We start from the raw sequence: 16533 nt of genomic DNA, 5'->3' as shown, positions 1-16533 counted from the left end.
AAAAAAAATGAAAACTAAATACAAAGATCTTATAGATCAAACATATTTTTTTCCGCAGGAAGAATTTTCTATGGAAAAAGATGGACTTAAATTCCATGGAATCGATTTAAATGCATTGGTTGAAAAATATGGTACACCCTTAAAATTTAATTATTTACCGAAGATATCAGAGAATATCAATAACGTGCACCAATGGTTTGCAAAAGCGTTTGAAAAACACCAATATCCAGGTAAATACCACTATTGTTATTGTACAAAAAGCTCGCACTTTAAATTTGTGTTGGAAGAGGCTTTAAAGAATGATATCCATATCGAAACATCTTCTGCTTTTGATATTGAAATTATTGAAAACTTAAAGAAAATAGGTCAAATAAAGAACGATTCCTTTGTTTTGTGTAACGGGTTTAAAAGAGATCAATATGTCATTAATATCGCTAATTTGATCAATAGCGGACATGAAAATTGTATTCCTATCATCGACAATTATGAAGAAATCAGTTTGCTGTCTGAAAGAATAAACGATCCGTTCAATGTAGGTATTCGAATTGCTTCTGAAGAGGAACCAAAATTTGCTTTTTATACAAGTAGATTGGGAATTGGGTATAAAAACATCGTGCCTTTTTACAAGAATCAAATAGAAAAAAATCCAGATGTAAATTTAAAAATGTTGCATTTTTTTATCAATACAGGTATTCGAGATACGGCTTACTATTGGAATGAATTGCACAAATGTTTGAAGGTTTATGTGGCCCTAAAAAAGATATGCCCAACATTGGATAGTTTAAATATTGGTGGAGGTTTTCCTATTAAAAACTCTTTGGTGTTCGATTATGATTATGAATATATGATTGATGAAATTGTCAACCAAATTCAAATTACCTGTGCTGAAGGGCATGTCGATCCGCCAAATATTTTTACGGAATTTGGAAGCTATACAGTAGGCGAAAGTGGTGGTGCTATTTACAAAGTATTGTACCAAAAGCAACAAAACGATCGTGAAAAATGGAACATGATTGATTCTTCATTTATCACCACATTGCCAGATACATGGGCTATCAATAAACGTTTTATTTTATTGCCCGTAAATAGATGGAACGATTCCTATGAACGTGTTTTGTTAGGTGGCTTGACTTGTGATAGTGATGATTATTACAATAGTGAACAGCATACAAATGCTATTTATTTGCCGAAATACGACAAAGAAAAACCTTTATATCTTGGTTTCTTTAATACAGGAGCTTATCAAGAATCTATTGGTGGTTTTGGAGGAATTCAACACTGTTTGATTCCTACACCAAAACATATTTTAATTAGTAAAGACGAAGAAGGAACTATAAAAACTGAGTTATTTGCACCTCAACAAGAAGCAAAAGAAATGTTAGAAATTTTGGGTTATGGAAACTAGAAAAACTTATGCAGGTATTCCTAATGAATACGCAACATCAAACAAGTCGAAAATTGTTTTAATTCCTGTTCCTTATGACGGAACAAGTACTTGGCAAAAAGGAGCTGATAAAGGTCCTGATGCTTTTTTAGAAGCTTCTGAGAATATGGAGTTGTATGATATAGAAACCGCTTCTGAGGTATACAAACAAGGTATTTATTTGGCTGATGCAGTGACGGAAAATTCATCTCCGGAAGCAATGGTGGCTGCCGTGCATGAAACGACAAAAAAATACATTCAAAAAAATAAATTCGTCACCTTGTTTGGTGGTGAGCATTCTATTTCTATTGGAAGTATTCGTGCTTTTAATGAATGTTATGATAATTTAACGGTGCTTCATATTGATGCACATGCCGATTTGCGTCCGGAATACGAAGGAACCAAATGCAATCATGCCTGCGCGGTATATGAAGCAAGTCAGACCACCAATTTAATTCAAGTTGGAATTCGAAGCATGGATGCTCTGGAAAAAACGATCATGGATGAGGAGAAGGTTTTCTTTGCGCATGATATGGCTACCAATGAATATTGGATGGATGAAGTAATTGATTTGTGTACTAAAAATGTTTTTATAACTTTGGATTTAGATGCATTAGATCCATCTATTTTTCCGGCAACAGGGACGCCAGAACCGGGAGGATTATTTTGGTATGAAACATTAGAGTTTTTACAAAGACTTTTTAATGAGAAAAATGTAGTTGGTTTTGATATGGTGGAATTATGTCCAAATGAGGTGCTTAAAAATTCAGATTTTTTAGCCGCAAAATTATATTACAAAATGTTGAGCTATAAGTTCAAAAATATCGAGGAAGGTGATGAATACACAGATTATTCAGAAAATGAATCAAAAAAAGCAACAAAATTTAAAGACAACGAAGATGAGTACTAAAGGGCCAGTATCAGAATTTATAGAAAAATATTATTTACATTTCAATGCGGCTACAGTAGTAGATGCGGCAGCAGAATACAAAGTGCAATTAGAAAAAGGATCTAAAATGTTGGTGTCTCTTGCTGGGGCAATGAGTACAGCAGAATTGGGGAAAATTTTTGCTGAAATGATTCGCCAAGACAAAGTGCAAATCGTTTCCTGTACAGGAGCTAACTTAGAGGAAGATATCATGAATTTGGTGGCGCACTCTCATTACAAGCGTATTCCAAACTACCGCGATTTAACTCCGCAAGACGAGTGGGATTTATTGGAAAAAGGCCTAAATCGTGTAACAGATACTTGTATTCCTGAAGACACGGCTTTTAGAAGATTGCAAAAACATATTTTTAAAATATGGAAAGATGCTGAAGAAAAAGGCGAACGTTATTTTCCGCATGAGTATATGTATAAAATGCTTTTGTCTGGAGTACTAGAAGAGTATTATGAAATTGATTTGAAAGACTCTTGGATGTATGCAGCAGCAGAAAAAAACTTACCCATTGTAGTCCCAGGTTGGGAAGACAGTACCATGGGGAATATTTTTGCTTCTTATGTAATGAAGGGAGAATTAAAAGCAAGTACCATGAAATCTGGAATTGAATACATGACGTATTTGGCAGATTGGTATGCGAAAAATTCTAAGGATGGTATTGGGTTTTTCCAAATTGGAGGAGGAATTGCAGGAGATTTTCCTATTTGTGTGGTGCCAATGTTGTACCAAGATATGGAAATGACAGAGATTCCATTTTGGAGTTATTTCTGTCAAATTTCGGATTCAACAACTAGTTACGGGTCTTATTCAGGAGCCGTGCCAAATGAAAAAATTACTTGGGGGAAATTAGATATTGATACCCCTAAATTTATCATAGAGAGTGATGCAACGATAGTTGCGCCACTTGTATTTGCGTCCATTTTAAATATGTAATAAAATGAAAAGAATTATTGTAGATTATAACAAACTGACGGAGGATATTTTAAATCTTTTAATTGAAAAATATCCTGACGGCTACGAGTCGGAAGATATCATCGCTTTTAAAAATTCTAAAAACGAAACCATAAAAGCTGTGGAAGTTAGAACAGAAGATACAGTGTATTTAGTAAAAGTGAGCAAGCAGTTAATCACTACCATGGAAAGTTTTGAAGACGACGGAGATTTTGAAAACTCTATCGATGATGACTATGCTGATTCTTTTGAATAATTAAAAAAAGTAAAACCATGAATTTTCACATATCATTACCGTGTACAAACTTAGAGGAAACGAAAAAATTCTATACGCAAACCTTAGGGGCAGCCTTAGGTAGAAGTGCTTCTAATTGGTTAGATATCAATTTGTATGGGAATCAGTTGACTTTTAATAAATCAGGGAAGTTTAATTTTGAGTACCCTAGCTATACCTTTGAAAAAGAAGTTTTACCTTCCTTTCACTTTGGTGTGATTTTAGAAAATAACTTGTGGTCAGATTTGTATGAAAAATTACAATCGAGCAATATTATTTCTAAAACTGATTTTTTAAAAAACAAAACGGGGGCACATTCTTCTTTCTTTATCAAAGATCCGAATGGGTATATTATTGAATTTAAAACCTTTACCACACAGAATACTATTTTTTCTAATACATAAAATACGAACAAATAAATACCTAAATAAGCTGAGGTACACTCAGTAAAACAATGATTAAAGATATAGAAAATATTGAGTTGCAACTTTTAACGCTTAATGATTATCAAGCGTTAAAGGCGGCAATGATTCAGGCATATCCATCCATGCCCGATTCTTATTGGAAAGAAAGTCATATCAAAGCCTTGATAGATAAATTTCCGGAAGGTCAAATAGTACTTAAAGTAAATAACCAACTAGCCGGTTGTGCTTTGTCTATTATGGTCGATTACGATCAGTTTGATGAGCATCATACCTATGCTGAAATTACGGGAAATTATACCTTTAGTACACATACCGCTGCGGGTGATGTATTGTATGGAATTGATGTTTTTATCAAGCCAGAATATAGAGGTCTGCGTTTGGGAAGAAGGCTGTACGATTACAGAAAGGAATTGACGGAGCGTTTGAATTTACGAGGTATTGCCTTTGGAGGTCGAATCCCAAATTATCATAAGTTTTCTGAGGAAATGGGACCTAAGGAGTATATTGAAAAAGTAAAACGAAAAGAAATTCATGATCCCGTTTTAAATTTTCAAATCTCGAACGATTTTCATCCTGCAAAAGTATTGAAAGGTTATTTAGAAGGTGATGAAGCTTCTAATGAGTTTGCTGTGCTTTTGGAATGGGATAATATTTACTATAAAAAAACACCTAAAAAGGCAAACGCTACAAAAACAGTGGTGCGTTTAGGTTTGATACAATGGCAAATGCGATTGTACAAAGATTTGGAAGAGTTGATGCAGCAGGCAGAGTACTTTGTCGATGCCGTTTCAGGATATCGTTCAGATTTTGCACTGTTTCCAGAGTTTTTTAATGCACCTTTAATGGCCGATAATAACCATTTGCCTGAATCGGAAGCTATTAGAGAATTGTCGAAACATACAGAAGCCATTGTTCAAAAATTTTCTGAATTGGCTATTTCTTATAACATCAATATCATTACGGGGAGTATGCCTGAAATGAAAGATGATTTGTTGTACAATGTTGGCTATTTGTGCAAAAGAGATGGGACTACAGAGCGTTATGAGAAATTACATGTTACACCTGATGAAGCGAAGGTTTGGGGTATGCAAGGTGGACACGAATTAAAAACCTTCGACACAGATTGTGGTAAAATAGGAATATTGATTTGTTACGATTCTGAATTTCCAGAATTGAGTAGACTGTTGGCCGATGAAGGAATGGATATTTTATTTATCCCTTTTTTAACGGACACACAAAATGGCTATTCTAGGGTTCGTCATTGTGCACAGGCTAGAGCTATTGAAAACGAATGTTATGTAGCCATTGCTGGTAGTGTTGGGAATTTACCTAAAGTGCATAATATGGATATTCAATTTGCACAGTCGATGGTATTTACACCTTGTGATTTTGCATTTCCTGCAAATGGAATAAAAGCAGAAGCGACAACCAATACGGAAATGATTTTAATTGCCGATGTAGATCTTTCTTTGTTGAAAGAATTGAATCAATTTGGTAGCGTAAAAAACTTAAAGGATCGGAGAAAAGATTTGTTTGAGTTGAGAAAAAGATAAATAAAAAGGCTGTTTGAATGTTCAAACAGCCTTTTTTTATGTAGAAATAATGTCACTTTTAATGAGGTAATTTGTCTTTTAAAACCCCATATAAGTAGGTTCCGAATACGGCAAATACAATAACGATTAGTATCGGTAAAAAACCTGCACCTGCTAGCGTAAACATTGGGCCAGGACAAGCGCCTGACAATGCCCAACCTAATCCAAACAGAATTCCTCCAAAAAGATATCGTTTAATGCTATAATCTTTGTCGTTAAATTCGATAGAGGATCCATCAAAGGCTTTGATTTTATATTTCTTTATAAGTGCTGTTATCAGTACGCCAAGAACTACTGAAACACCTATGATTCCGTACATGTGAAAGGATTGAAATTGGAACATTTCATAAATTCGAAACCAAGATGCGGCTTCTGATTTTAACATGGTTATTCCAAATAGAATTCCAATGGCTAAATAAGATAGTGATTTCATAGTTTAAAAAATTAAAGGGAATAGTAAATGAATCATGGTAAGTCCCCCAATAAAAAAGCCAATAACAGCAATTAAAGAAGGTAGTTGTAAATTACTTAAACCTGAAATGGCATGTCCAGAAGTACAACCTCCGGCATATCGTGTTCCAAAACCTACCAATAAACCACCAAGGGCAAGCAGAACAATGCTTTTAATAGAGGTAAATTGAAACAATTCGGCAGGTAAATAACTTGCTCCTGCGTTTTCAAATCCAAGGCTGTCTAAATTTTCAACAGTTGCTGGGTTTAAAGCAATACTCATATCAGTGCTTAAAAAATTAGTAGCAATAAAACCACCAATTGCAGCGCCTGTAATTACCAAAAGATTCCATTTTTGTGTTTTCCAATTAAATTTGAAAAAATCACTTTTATTCCCTGCACCACAAATGGTACATAAGGTTCTTAGGTTAGAGGAAACCCCGAAAGTTTTTCCCATCATTAATAATAGAAACATGACAATTGCAATCATAATTCCTCCTATATACCAAGGCCAAGGGCCGTAAATTAATTCCATGTGTGTTTTTTGTTTATAGTGTTGATGGACATACGTAATTTGTCGTTGCTATGTCCGATTCCTTAATAGCTGCAAATCCGCCGCTAATATCTGTGAAATTGTGAATACCTCTACTTTTTAAAATGGAAGCAGCAATCATGCTTCTGTAGCCACCTGCGCAATGAATATAAAAGCGTTCTTCTTTAGGGAAATCTTTTAAATGATCGTTTATTGCAGAAAGCGGTGTATTGACAGCTGAAGGAATTCGTTCAGATAAAAACTCTGAATTTTTTCTTACATCGTAAATAAGTGCATCTTCGATAGTGTCCTTTAGGGCTGCTGCTGAAATAGAATTTACAGTATCATATTCTTTGCTTGCATTCTTCCAGGTTTCAAAACCACCTTCTAAATAGCCCAAGGTATTGTCGAAACCAACACGTGCCATTCTGGTAATTGTTTCTTCTTCTCTTCCTTTAGGAATAATTAATAGGATGGGTTGTAAAGTATCTCCAATTAAAGCACCTACCCAAGGAGCAAATCCTCCATCTATTCCAATAAAAATTGAATTTGGGATATGACCTTTGGCAAATTCTTCTTGAGAACGTACATCTAAAATCAAAGCCTCACTGTCGTTGGCAGTTTTTTCAAAATCATCAGCATTTAAAGCATGAGTTCCAGATTGTATTACTTCAGAAATATCTTTGTAGCCTTGTTTGTTCATTTTAACATTTAAAGGGAAGTATTGAGGCGGCGGTAAAAGTCCGTCAGTTACCTCTTTAATGAACTCCTCTTTGGTCATGTCTTTTCTTAACGCATAGTTGGTTTCTTTTTGTTCACCAAGTGTACCTGTCGTTTCTTTGCTTAAATTTTTTCCACAGGCAGAACCTGCTCCATGCCCTGGATACACAATTAGGTCATCATGCAATGGCATTATTTTATTTCGCAAACTGTCGAATAATATTCCCGCAAGATCTTCTTGCGTCATACTCGCTGCTTTTTGAGCTAAATCAGGTCTCCCAACATCTCCTAAAAACAAGGTGTCGCCAGTAAAAATAGCATGTTCTTTTCCTGCTTCATCTAGTAATAAGTAAGAAGTACTTTCCATGGTATGCCCTGGGGTATGTAAAACTTTTATTTTGATATTTCCCAATTCGAAAATTTGTTGGTCTTCTGCAATTGTGGCTTTAAAAGTAGGATTTGCTAAGGGACCATAAATAATATCGGCACCAGATTTTTCAGCCAAGGTAACATGTCCACTCACAAAATCAGCATGAAAATGTGTTTCAAAAACATATTTAATTTTAGCGTTGTTTTTCGTGGCCATATCTAAATAAGGCTGTACTTCCCGTAAAGGATCTATAATGGCAACCTCTCCATTACTTTCGATATAATAAGCACCTTGTGCTAAACATCCTGTATAAATTTGTTCAATTTCCATTTGTTCTTGTTTTATGTTCGACAAAGTTAGTCTAAGGGTTTGTTCCTATTTGTAACCTTTGTTACGAAGGTTTTGTTGTTTTTGATTGCTGTGTTATTTTTTGTTGAAGGCTAGAAGGTGTGCATTTAAAATCGAAGAAACATACGGCTTCAAAGGTTCTTATAAATAAATTTTCTTTGCCAATAAGTTCTGCAATTCCTTCTGTGAAAATAATATCTCTAGTAGGGCCTATGGCTCCAGAAATAATGACTTTGATTGATTTAGCTTGCAATTCTTGAATCAATTGAAGGAGCATAAAATTGGCGCTACTATCTATATAATTAATAGCTTCCGCATTGATAATAATTCCTTTGATCTGTTTTTTGTTTTTGACCAGTCTTAAAATATTTTCGTTGAAATAATCTTTATTTCCAAAGTACAATTGTGCGTCAAAACGAATAATAAGTAAATCTTCTCGTTCTATAACATCCGATTCAAATCTGTAAATATTTTTATAGTAATCGCTGCCTTTTACATTTCCGAGTACGGCTATATGTGGTTTTGAAGTTCTGTAAATCATTAAAATAAGAGAGAGTAGTGTACCCAATAAAATACCTTCTGTGATACCAATAAATAAGGTGGTAAAAAAGGTGATTATATATAAGCTGAATTCATCTTTTCTTGATTTCAGCAATTGTTTAGGGAACTTAAGATCGATAAGTTTTGAGATAGCCACTAAAATAATTGCCGCTAAAACAGCTTTGGGCAAGTAGTAAAATAAGGGTGTTAAAAAGACTAAAGTAATGGCGATTATTGCGGCGCTAACCAATAATGCAATGGTTGTTTTGGCCCCTGTTTGTGCATTGACAGCCGAGCGTGAAAAACCACCTGTGGTAGGGTAGGATTGAAAAAAGGAACCAATTATATTGGCAAATCCTAAGGCGACTAATTCTTTGTTGTTGTCTATTTTGTATTCGTTTTGTTTTTCTTCTAAGGATTTTGAAACTGCTGTGGCTTCCATAAAAGCAACCAATGCCAATGTTAATGCTATTGGGAAAAGGGCAGAAATATTTTCCATAGAAAAACTTGGAATCACAAAATTAGGCAAGCCAGCTGGTACCGTTTCTACTAGAGCAATATGTAAATTAGAAAAATTGAAGAGGTAGGAAAATAAGATAGAACTAACCACCATAAAAATTCCTGAAGGTATTTTTTTAAGGTATTTATTGATGAGTATAATACTTAGGATACTTAAGAAACCAAGAACGGTAATGTTCCAATTGATTTCGAAAAAATGATGAATGATGGAGTTTAATTTTGAAAAGGTGTTTCCTGAATTGGAAAAGGGAATTCCGGTTAGGTTTTTTAATTGACTTAAACCAATAAGTAGAGCCGCCGCCGAAGTAAAAGCACTAATAATAGGTTTGGAAAGAAAATTTACTAAAAAACCAAATTTTAAAAGTCCTAGGAGCATTTGTAGGGTTCCCATAAATAAGGCTAGGAATACCGCCATGGCAATATAATTGTCAATTCCGCTTATGGCTAAAGCACCTAACCCGGAAGCGACCAATAAAGAATCCATGGCAACGGGACCAACAGCTAATTGCCTAGAAGTACCTAAAAAAGCATAGACGACCTGTGGGGTTAAAGCAGCATAAAGTCCAAATTCAGGTGGTAATCCTGCAATAAATGCATAGGCCATTCCTTGAGGAATTAGCAATACGCCAACCGTAATTCCGGCTATGATATCTTTTTTTAAATAAGCGGCCTTATAGGTAGGAAGCCAGACTAAAAAAGGAAATATATTTTTGAGCATCTATTTTTATTTTTAGCAAAAATAGAAGAGAACGAAAGTTCTGACAGTAACAATTGTTACAGTGCTTTTAAATATTCAATAGTTCAAGTGAATTTCTATGTAGAATGATGATTTTTTGTTGTTCTAACTTTTTTAAGAGTCTAGAAACCACCACACGAGAGGTGTGCAATTCATAAGCGATTTCTTGATGTGTAGTTTTTATTAGGGTGTTTCCATTGATCATGGCTTTGTCTTTTAAGTAGTTTAAAAGGCGTTCGTCCATTTTTAAAAAGGCAATTTTATCAATGGTATCTAATAATTCCAACATTCTTGCTTGGTAGCTTTGTAAAACAAAATCTCTCCACGATTTGTACTTACCCATCCAAATTTCCATGTATTGAATAGGTACCATAATAAGTTTGGTGTCAATTTCCGTAATGGCTTTAATTTCACTTTTTGCATTTCCGGTACAGCAAGTTAAGGTCATGGCGCAGGTATCTCCTTTTTCTAAAAAATACAATAGCAATTCATCTCCTTTGTCGTCATCTCTAAGTATTTTTATAGCTCCTTCTAGCAACAAAGGCATTTTACTTAAGGTTTGACCTACCTCAATTATTTTGGTTCCTTCGGGAATGTCTTTTAGCGTACTTACGTTGTTAATTTCTTCTAAGAGTTGGTCTTCAAAAAGATATCCATAATGTTTTTTTAGTTCTTCAAGCATATCAAAAAGTACAGCATAAAATTAGTTTGTAAAGCAGAGACTAATTTACTATAATTAGTTGAAGACTGATGTAAAAACAAGTATTTCTTTCCATATTTTTGCGGCATGGTATGGCTTTCAGATAAGAATAAGAATTTTCCGGATATTGAAAATGCAAACAAAGACGGTGTTTTGGCTTTGGGTGGAGATTTGTCTTCGGAAAGATTGATAAACGCCTATACAAATGGAATTTTTCCATGGTATTCTGAAGGAGAACCTATTATTTGGTATAGTCCGGATCCTAGAATGGTGTTGTTTTTTGACGAATTGAAAATTTCAAAAAGCATGCGTAAAGTGTTACGAGATAAAATTTTTACGGTCACTTTTAACACAGCTTTTGAAGAAGTTATTTATCAATGCAAGTCGATAGAACGCGGTGACGGATTGGGAACTTGGATTACCGATGATATGCAAAATGCCTATATAGAATTGCATAAAAAAGGAATCGCAAAATCGGTAGAAGTTTGGTGTGGTGAAGAGTTGGTAGGTGGTTTGTATGGTGTTGATTTGGGTGATGTTTTTTGCGGAGAAAGCATGTTTAGTAAAAAGAGCAATGCTTCAAAAGTAGCCTTTATTAGCCTTGCTCAGAAATTAGAAAAAGAAAATTACAAACTCATAGATTGCCAAGTCTATAACGATCATTTGGCGAGTTTGGGTGCTGAAGAAATTCCAAGAGCTATTTTTAGACAACTGCTTGAACAGTAGGGTTAACAGTGCTTGTGTTATTTCCAACCTGTAACTCCAGCCGATACAATAAACTTCATGACTTTACTAGAATCGATGTTTAATTGAGAAACGGAACTTGCATCCACAATAAATAATTCACCAGAAAAATTATAAGAATGTGGAAAATACACCGCTACTTTTCCGTTTAAACCTAAGGCAGATAAATCTTCTTCTGTAACAAATCCTAATTTTTCAAGATTGGATTCGTGATTGATTTTTACCAAAACAGGTTTGTTAAATTTTTTGTCCTTTCCAACAAAAGCAGAAAATAAATCGTTTAAAGCACTATGAATAAAATTTAATAAGGGAATTTTTGTGAGTATTTTTCTGAAGATGGCTTTTAAAGGTTTGGCAATAATTGTTTTTCCTAAGAAACCCACCAGTATTAAAAAAAGAACGATAGCTACAACTCCTAAACCTGGAACTTCTATACCAAAAAGAGCATTGATGAGTTGTTGTGAGTTGTCGTAAATAAAGATCAATATATTGTAAATAACATATGCGGTGATTCCTATTGGAGCAATATACAGTAGACCTTGAATAAAATAGGTGATTAATTTGTTCATAAGAGTTATAATAAAGTGTTTGTTCTGGTTTGATATCAAAAATAATTATTATTTTCATGTTGAAATCAAAAAGGCCACTTAGAAAAGCAAGCTTTGATTGTTAAAATAAAAATATGAATCGAAAGTACAGCTTTAAAACGATGAAAACAGCCTTTACCTTGATTTTGCTATTTTGCAGCTATGTAAATTATGCACAAGACTCCTATAAAAAACGGTATTATATTCCTGAAAAGCCAGCGTCAGAAAATTTGACCAAACGAAATAAAGATAAAGTAAGTTTAAAAACAAAACTGGCTAAAAAAGAGACGGTCTTAAAGTTGAAAACAAAAGACAGCGATGATTTTATTCAAACAGAATCGCTCTATAAAAACGTGAAGTTTAATGAAATAGGGATTAATAAGAAACCGAGTGTTTGGACGAAAATATTTAAACCAAATGTTGGGCGTATCAAAGGGAATGTGAAATTTGTGGACAATAGAATTTATATAAATCCTTGGTTGGCAAAAGTAGATACAACTGATTATTTGAATAGAGATATTTATTACTTTTTTGAATTGAAAAATAGACAAGCAATTTCGCTTACATTTCGCCAGTGGTCTTTTAATGCGTTAAGTGTGCCTTTGAAAATTAGATTTGCTGATGAAGTAGAATTTAGTACAGGAGCAAACTTAGGTGCTTTGTTTGGCTATACTTGGGGAGTTACCAAATTTGTGTTTCGAGAAAAAGTGGACAATGAAAGTTACGATTCTAAATTTACCACAGGTGTTTTTTTAGGAACAGATAACTTGGAATTTAATTATTTAGATGAAAACGATGAAGAAAAAGTTCAAAGAACTGCATTGATTTCTGTGGGAATGGGGTTTCTATATTCTTATCAAAAATTCACCTTTGGTATCACAGCAGGTACGGATTTAGGTTTGGGAAAACATACCAACCAGTGGAAATACAATTCAAAACCTTGGCTAGGCCTGTCTTTAGGTTATTCTTTATTTACATTTTAGCAACAAAGGTTTATATATATCAATAATTTATATTGTATATTTCTTTACAAAATAACCAATTATGACAGCAGCAGTTAAAACGTCTTTTTTAACCTTACTCGTTTTCTTTTTTTCTACAATTGCTTTTTCGCAAAATGATTCTATTCCAAATGCAAAAAAAGATTCCATTCTAAATACGCAACAAGACCAAACAAAAAAAATGATGTCGGCTATTGATTCTATCAATATGTCTGATAGTATTCAGCAAATAGTGTTGCAACAACAAATTAATGAACTTACCACTCGTGATAAAAGAAAGAAAGCACGTTTGCAGTTTAAAATAGATTCTTTAAAAAACGTACAAGTCTCTAGAGATTTAAAAGCCAAACAAGAAATAGATTCTTTGCGTGCCAATGCGAAAGGGGTTCCTGTGCTCTTTTTTAAAGATACGGTGTATTATATCTATTCGAAGTTGGGTTCTTTTTCTCCTTCAGAACGTGCAGAAAGAATTCAACATAAATTAGAAAACCTTATCAATAACAATAGTTATAAAGAAGAATTATTAATTATTGAAGAAGGAGAGGATTCTTTTGACTTGATTCATGGAGACGTAATTATTACCAGTATTACCAATAAGGATGCTTTTTGGGAAGACAAGCCTAAAAAAGAAATAGCAGAAAGTTTACGTGCTTTGTTGGTGGTAAAAATTAAAGATTACCAAGCACAGAATAATTTCTTTGCCTTGATAATACGTATTGTGGTATTGGTGTTAACCATTCTGATATTTTATTTTTTAATAAAATATTTGAACAAGGGAATTAAATATGTCAATGAAAAAATAAAACTAAAATTCAAACACAATATAAAGGGAATTAAATTTAAAAATTATGAATTCTTGTCGACAGAACGAGAGCTTCAAATTATCGACTTTTTATTTAAGGTATTCCGATACTTTGTCATCGCCTTTGTTTTGTATTTATCATTGCCTGTGGTTTTTAGTATTTTTCCAAGTACCAAAAGCATAGCAGATACTTTAATCGGTTTAATTTCTAGTCCGCTAAAAAACATCTTTTTTGGTTTTGTTAGCTTTATTCCATCATTGATAGCCATTGTGATTATCATTTTTGTAGCCAAATCTATCGTTCGATTTTTAGGGTTTTTGGCTTTGGAAATTGAAAAGAAAAAGTTGAAAATTCCAGGTTTTTATCCTGATTGGGCAAAGCCTACCTTCAATTTATTAAAAATCATCATTTATGCTTTTTCGTTTGTGGTTATTTTTCCTTATTTACCAGGAAGTGATTCCAACGTATTTCAAGGGGTAAGTGTATTTTTAGGGGTGTTAATTTCACTAGGATCTTCTTCTGCAATTGGAAATATTATTGCTGGTTTGGTGATTACTTATATGCGTGCTTTTAAAATTGGAGATCGTGTTAAGATTGCAGATACTACGGGAGATGTTATTGAAAAAACTATGTTGGTAACCAGAATTAGAACCGCTAAAAATGAAGATATTACCATTCCAAATGCATCTATTTTAAATGGTAGTACCATTAATTATAGTTCTAGTGCAACCAACCTAGGTTTAATTTTACATACAACGGTTACCATTGGTTATGATGTTCCTTGGCCTCAAGTTCATGAGTTGCTGATCAGTGCTGCAACGAGTGCTAAAAATGTATTAGACGACCCAAAACCGTTTGTGTTACAAACAAGTTTGGACGATTTTTATGTGAGTTATGAGTTGAATGCGTATACTAAAAAACCGAAATTGTCGGCAAAAACCTATTCGGAAATTCATGCAAATATTCAGGATAATTTTAACTCGGCACAAATTGAAATTTTATCACCGCATTACCGTGCAGAAAGAGACGGAAGTGGTTTGACCATTCCTCCAAATTATATTACAGATAAAAAATAACCTATGGAAAATGAAGTGATACTTTTTTTAAAAGAACTTGCAGAGAGTGATAGCTTAAGACGATTACTGATAATTTTTATTGGGGTTGTGATAGTTAGTATTATTAGTAAAATAATTTTAAAAAACTTAAATAAGAAAGTAAGAAGTACGGATAATAAGTACAAGACGAGAAAAATTATCAACCTGTTTAGTTATATCCTGTTTATTGCCATTGTTTTATTTGTTTACAATGATAAATTAGGGAATATTGGAACGGCAATGGGAGTTGCTGGGGCAGGAATTGCTTTTGCTCTGCAAGAGGTTATTATCAGTATTGCAGGTTGGGTAAATATTGTTACTACCAATGCTGTTCAAATTGGACAGCGCGTAAAAATTGGAGATGTAAAAGGAGATATTGTGGATATTGGCGTGCTAAATACCACACTTATGGAAATAGGAGATTGGGTAAATGGCGATTTGTACAATGGTAGAATTGTAACACTAACCAATAGTTTTATTTTTAAAGAGAAAGTGCATAATTATTCTAGTGAATATCCTTTTTTATGGGATGAAATTACCATTCCTATTCGTACAGAAAGTGATTACCATACAGCAAAAAAAGTATTTGCCGATGTGGCCAATGAAGTTTGCGGTGATTTTGCAGATAGAAGTAGAAAAAGTTGGCAAGAATTAGCCAATAAGTTTCGAGTGGAAGAAGCCAATGTAAATCCTGTAGTAACCTTAGTTTTTGATGAAAACTGGATCACCTTTACCATTCGCTATATTGTTGATTATAAAAATAGACGAAGCACTAAAGATGTGATGTTTACAAAAATACTCGATGAAATTGCAAAATATGATGCTATAATTATGATTGGTACAAGTACTTTAGAAATTACCAATATTCATAAAAATGATGCAGAGTAAGTAGTGCAAAGTTTAGTGTTTGTAAATATGTACATCTCTTTGAGGAAATGGTATGGTTATATTGTGTTTTCTAAACAATTCATCAATTTTAAAATGCAATTCACTTTTGGGCATTCTGGCTATAAAACTGTCTTTTAAAGAAACGGCTAATTGGAAGTTCAATGAACTGTCGCCAAATTCAGTAAAAAGAACGGTAGGTGCTGGGTTTTTTAAAACACTATCTACAGAATTTGCAGCTTCTAATAAAAGATCTCTAACCAAAGCAACATCACTTCCGTAGGCTACACCAACTTTTACCATTTCTCTTACTACGACTTCATTTTGTGTCCAGTTGTATAAAGTATTTGTTAAAAATAAATGGTTCGGAATGATTAATATTTTATTAGAAGTAGTCAGCATTCTCGTGGTTCTTAAATTAACACTGATTACTTTTCCTGTTTTTCCTTCCAGTTCAATAACATCATTTACTTGTAATGACTGATCAACCAATATGAGTACACCACTAATAATATCTTGAAATAAAGTCTGCAAGGCCAAACCAACACCAATCATTAAGGCAGCAGCACCTGTAAGAATAGCGGTAATTTCAACCCCGCTATTGTTTAAGGTCACCAAAAAGATGATTAAAAAGATAAAGTATTTGATGTAAGCAAAGAAATTAATGAATTTCAAACTATCATCATCTGATAGTTTTCGAGTCACAATTTTTCGAATAGCTCGTAACACCATAGAAGCTATAAAAAACAGAAGTACAGTTAGCAATATCGATTTTATAGAAATATGAACATCTGTACCAAAAGGAATAGAGATATTTAAAAATGTATTGACTGCATCCATTCTAAGGGCTATTTGTTTAAAGGACTTTAATATATGTAAAAGTACAAAGGATTTCTTT

General features: G+C 33.5%; 17 protein-coding genes. 10 read left to right on the top strand and 7 right to left on the bottom strand.

All coding sequences use genetic code 11. The features are described 5' to 3' along the window. Positions 1 to 7: 7 nt before the first annotated feature. From FGM02_RS03105 to FGM02_RS03080, 6 genes are read left to right on the top strand one after another with little or no spacing between them, the layout of a single operon-like run. Positions 8 to 1405: a type III PLP-dependent enzyme domain-containing protein gene (locus FGM02_RS03105; RefSeq protein WP_139956853.1), complete on the top strand. Its 1398-nt coding sequence runs from the start codon at positions 8 to 10 to the stop codon at positions 1403 to 1405. After that, a complete protein-coding gene (gene speB / locus FGM02_RS03100; RefSeq protein WP_139956851.1) occupies positions 1395 to 2333 on the top strand; it encodes an agmatinase in 939 nt (312 codons plus the stop codon). The genes FGM02_RS03105 and speB overlap by 11 nt, the downstream gene beginning before the upstream one ends. Continuing rightward, on the top strand, positions 2323 to 3297 hold the full coding sequence (locus FGM02_RS03095; RefSeq protein ID WP_139956849.1) for a deoxyhypusine synthase family protein: 975 nt from the start codon (positions 2323 to 2325) through the stop codon (positions 3295 to 3297). Before speB ends, FGM02_RS03095 begins: the two co-directional genes overlap by 11 nt. 4 nt (positions 3298 to 3301) lie before the next feature. Further along, positions 3302 to 3571: a hypothetical protein gene (locus FGM02_RS03090; protein WP_139956847.1), complete on the top strand. Its 270-nt coding sequence runs from the start codon at positions 3302 to 3304 to the stop codon at positions 3569 to 3571. Positions 3572 to 3588: 17 nt separating this feature from the next. Continuing rightward, on the top strand, positions 3589 to 3993 hold the full coding sequence (locus FGM02_RS03085) for a VOC family protein (RefSeq protein WP_139956845.1): 405 nt from the start codon (positions 3589 to 3591) through the stop codon (positions 3991 to 3993). Positions 3994 to 4043: 50 nt separating this feature from the next. Then, entirely contained in the window at positions 4044 to 5567 is a 1524-nt protein-coding gene (locus tag FGM02_RS03080; protein ID WP_139956843.1) for a carbon-nitrogen hydrolase family protein, read from the top strand. 58 nt (positions 5568 to 5625) lie between these two features. Here the strand turns inward: FGM02_RS03080 and FGM02_RS03075 are convergent, their stop codons facing one another. From FGM02_RS03075 to FGM02_RS03055, 5 genes are all read right to left on the bottom strand, one after another. Beyond that, positions 5626 to 6039 carry a DUF6691 family protein gene (locus FGM02_RS03075; protein ID WP_139956841.1) on the bottom strand — a complete coding sequence of 138 codons (414 nt, stop codon included), beginning with the start codon at positions 6037 to 6039 and terminating at the stop codon, positions 5626 to 5628. A 3-nt stretch (positions 6040 to 6042) separates the two neighbouring features. Next, on the bottom strand, positions 6043 to 6591 hold the full coding sequence (locus FGM02_RS03070; protein WP_139956839.1) for a YeeE/YedE family protein: 549 nt from the start codon (positions 6589 to 6591) through the stop codon (positions 6043 to 6045). 13 nt (positions 6592 to 6604) lie between these two features. Further along, positions 6605 to 8008 (bottom strand): MBL fold metallo-hydrolase, encoded by a 1404-nt coding sequence (locus tag FGM02_RS03065; RefSeq protein WP_139956837.1) that lies wholly within the window; start codon positions 8006 to 8008, stop codon positions 6605 to 6607. Between the two features lie 61 nt (positions 8009 to 8069). After that, a complete protein-coding gene (locus FGM02_RS03060; RefSeq protein WP_139956835.1) occupies positions 8070 to 9803 on the bottom strand; it encodes a SulP family inorganic anion transporter in 1734 nt (577 codons plus the stop codon). Positions 9804 to 9870: 67 nt separating this feature from the next. Further along, positions 9871 to 10503, bottom strand: a complete 633-nt coding sequence (locus FGM02_RS03055; RefSeq protein WP_139956833.1) for a Crp/Fnr family transcriptional regulator — start codon at positions 10501 to 10503, stop codon at positions 9871 to 9873. Positions 10504 to 10608: 105 nt separating this feature from the next. Here FGM02_RS03055 and aat point away from each other — a divergent pair, with 105 nt between their 5' ends. Further along, positions 10609 to 11247, top strand: a complete 639-nt coding sequence (gene aat / locus FGM02_RS03050) for a leucyl/phenylalanyl-tRNA--protein transferase (protein WP_139956831.1) — start codon at positions 10609 to 10611, stop codon at positions 11245 to 11247. Positions 11248 to 11264: 17 nt separating this feature from the next. Here aat and FGM02_RS03045 read toward each other — a convergent pair whose 3' ends face one another. Continuing rightward, positions 11265 to 11834, bottom strand: coding sequence for a DUF502 domain-containing protein (locus FGM02_RS03045; protein WP_139956829.1), 570 nt, complete (start codon positions 11832 to 11834; stop codon positions 11265 to 11267). Positions 11835 to 11947: 113 nt separating this feature from the next. Between FGM02_RS03045 and FGM02_RS03040 the strand changes: the two genes are divergently transcribed. The 3 genes from FGM02_RS03040 to FGM02_RS03030 all read left to right on the top strand — a co-directional run bounded on the left by FGM02_RS03040 (position 11948) and on the right by FGM02_RS03030 (position 15638). Continuing rightward, entirely contained in the window at positions 11948 to 12835 is an 888-nt protein-coding gene (locus FGM02_RS03040; protein WP_139956827.1) for a hypothetical protein, read from the top strand. Positions 12836 to 12896: 61 nt separating this feature from the next. Continuing rightward, the gene (locus FGM02_RS03035) at positions 12897 to 14732 is read left to right on the top strand and encodes a mechanosensitive ion channel family protein (RefSeq protein ID WP_139956824.1); all 1836 of its coding nucleotides are present in this window, start codon (positions 12897 to 12899) and stop codon (positions 14730 to 14732) included. A gap of 3 nt (positions 14733 to 14735) precedes the next feature. After that, positions 14736 to 15638, top strand: coding sequence for a mechanosensitive ion channel domain-containing protein (locus FGM02_RS03030; RefSeq protein ID WP_139956822.1), 903 nt, complete (start codon positions 14736 to 14738; stop codon positions 15636 to 15638). Positions 15639 to 15650: 12 nt separating this feature from the next. On the opposite strand, the gene FGM02_RS03025 is transcribed toward FGM02_RS03030, so the two are convergent. Further along, a complete protein-coding gene (locus tag FGM02_RS03025; protein WP_139956820.1) occupies positions 15651 to 16475 on the bottom strand; it encodes a mechanosensitive ion channel family protein in 825 nt (274 codons plus the stop codon). Positions 16476 to 16533: the final 58 nt, after the last annotated feature.

The organism is Flavicella sediminum (assembly GCF_006381105.1).
In the GTDB taxonomy this organism is placed as follows: domain Bacteria; phylum Bacteroidota; class Bacteroidia; order Flavobacteriales; family Flavobacteriaceae; genus Flavicella; species Flavicella sediminum.
Note: the sequence above shows the minus strand (reverse complement) of the source record. Positions and strands in the feature narration are given on the sequence as shown.

Bases quoted from the DNA above. Each gene is read 5' to 3' on its own strand.
- FGM02_RS03105 (WP_139956853.1), top strand. From the start codon at position 8: ATGAAAACTAAATACAAAGATCTTATAGATCAAACATATTTTTTTCCG.
- speB (WP_139956851.1), top strand. From the start codon at position 1,395: ATGGAAACTAGAAAAACTTATGCAGGTATTCCTAATGAATACGCAACA.
- FGM02_RS03095 (WP_139956849.1), top strand. From the start codon at position 2,323: ATGAGTACTAAAGGGCCAGTATCAGAATTTATAGAAAAATATTATTTA.
- FGM02_RS03090 (WP_139956847.1), top strand. From the start codon at position 3,302: ATGAAAAGAATTATTGTAGATTATAACAAACTGACGGAGGATATTTTA.
- FGM02_RS03085 (WP_139956845.1), top strand. From the start codon at position 3,589: ATGAATTTTCACATATCATTACCGTGTACAAACTTAGAGGAAACGAAA.
- FGM02_RS03080 (WP_139956843.1), top strand. From the start codon at position 4,044: ATGATTAAAGATATAGAAAATATTGAGTTGCAACTTTTAACGCTTAAT.
- FGM02_RS03075 (WP_139956841.1), bottom strand. From the start codon at position 6,039: ATGAAATCACTATCTTATTTAGCCATTGGAATTCTATTTGGAATAACC.
- FGM02_RS03070 (WP_139956839.1), bottom strand. From the start codon at position 6,591: ATGGAATTAATTTACGGCCCTTGGCCTTGGTATATAGGAGGAATTATG.
- FGM02_RS03065 (WP_139956837.1), bottom strand. From the start codon at position 8,008: ATGGAAATTGAACAAATTTATACAGGATGTTTAGCACAAGGTGCTTAT.
- FGM02_RS03060 (WP_139956835.1), bottom strand. From the start codon at position 9,803: ATGCTCAAAAATATATTTCCTTTTTTAGTCTGGCTTCCTACCTATAAG.
- FGM02_RS03055 (WP_139956833.1), bottom strand. From the start codon at position 10,503: ATGCTTGAAGAACTAAAAAAACATTATGGATATCTTTTTGAAGACCAA.
- aat (WP_139956831.1), top strand. From the start codon at position 10,609: ATGGTATGGCTTTCAGATAAGAATAAGAATTTTCCGGATATTGAAAAT.
- FGM02_RS03045 (WP_139956829.1), bottom strand. From the start codon at position 11,834: ATGAACAAATTAATCACCTATTTTATTCAAGGTCTACTGTATATTGCT.
- FGM02_RS03040 (WP_139956827.1), top strand. From the start codon at position 11,948: ATGAATCGAAAGTACAGCTTTAAAACGATGAAAACAGCCTTTACCTTG.
- FGM02_RS03035 (WP_139956824.1), top strand. From the start codon at position 12,897: ATGACAGCAGCAGTTAAAACGTCTTTTTTAACCTTACTCGTTTTCTTT.
- FGM02_RS03030 (WP_139956822.1), top strand. From the start codon at position 14,736: ATGGAAAATGAAGTGATACTTTTTTTAAAAGAACTTGCAGAGAGTGAT.
- FGM02_RS03025 (WP_139956820.1), bottom strand. From the start codon at position 16,475: ATGGATGCAGTCAATACATTTTTAAATATCTCTATTCCTTTTGGTACA.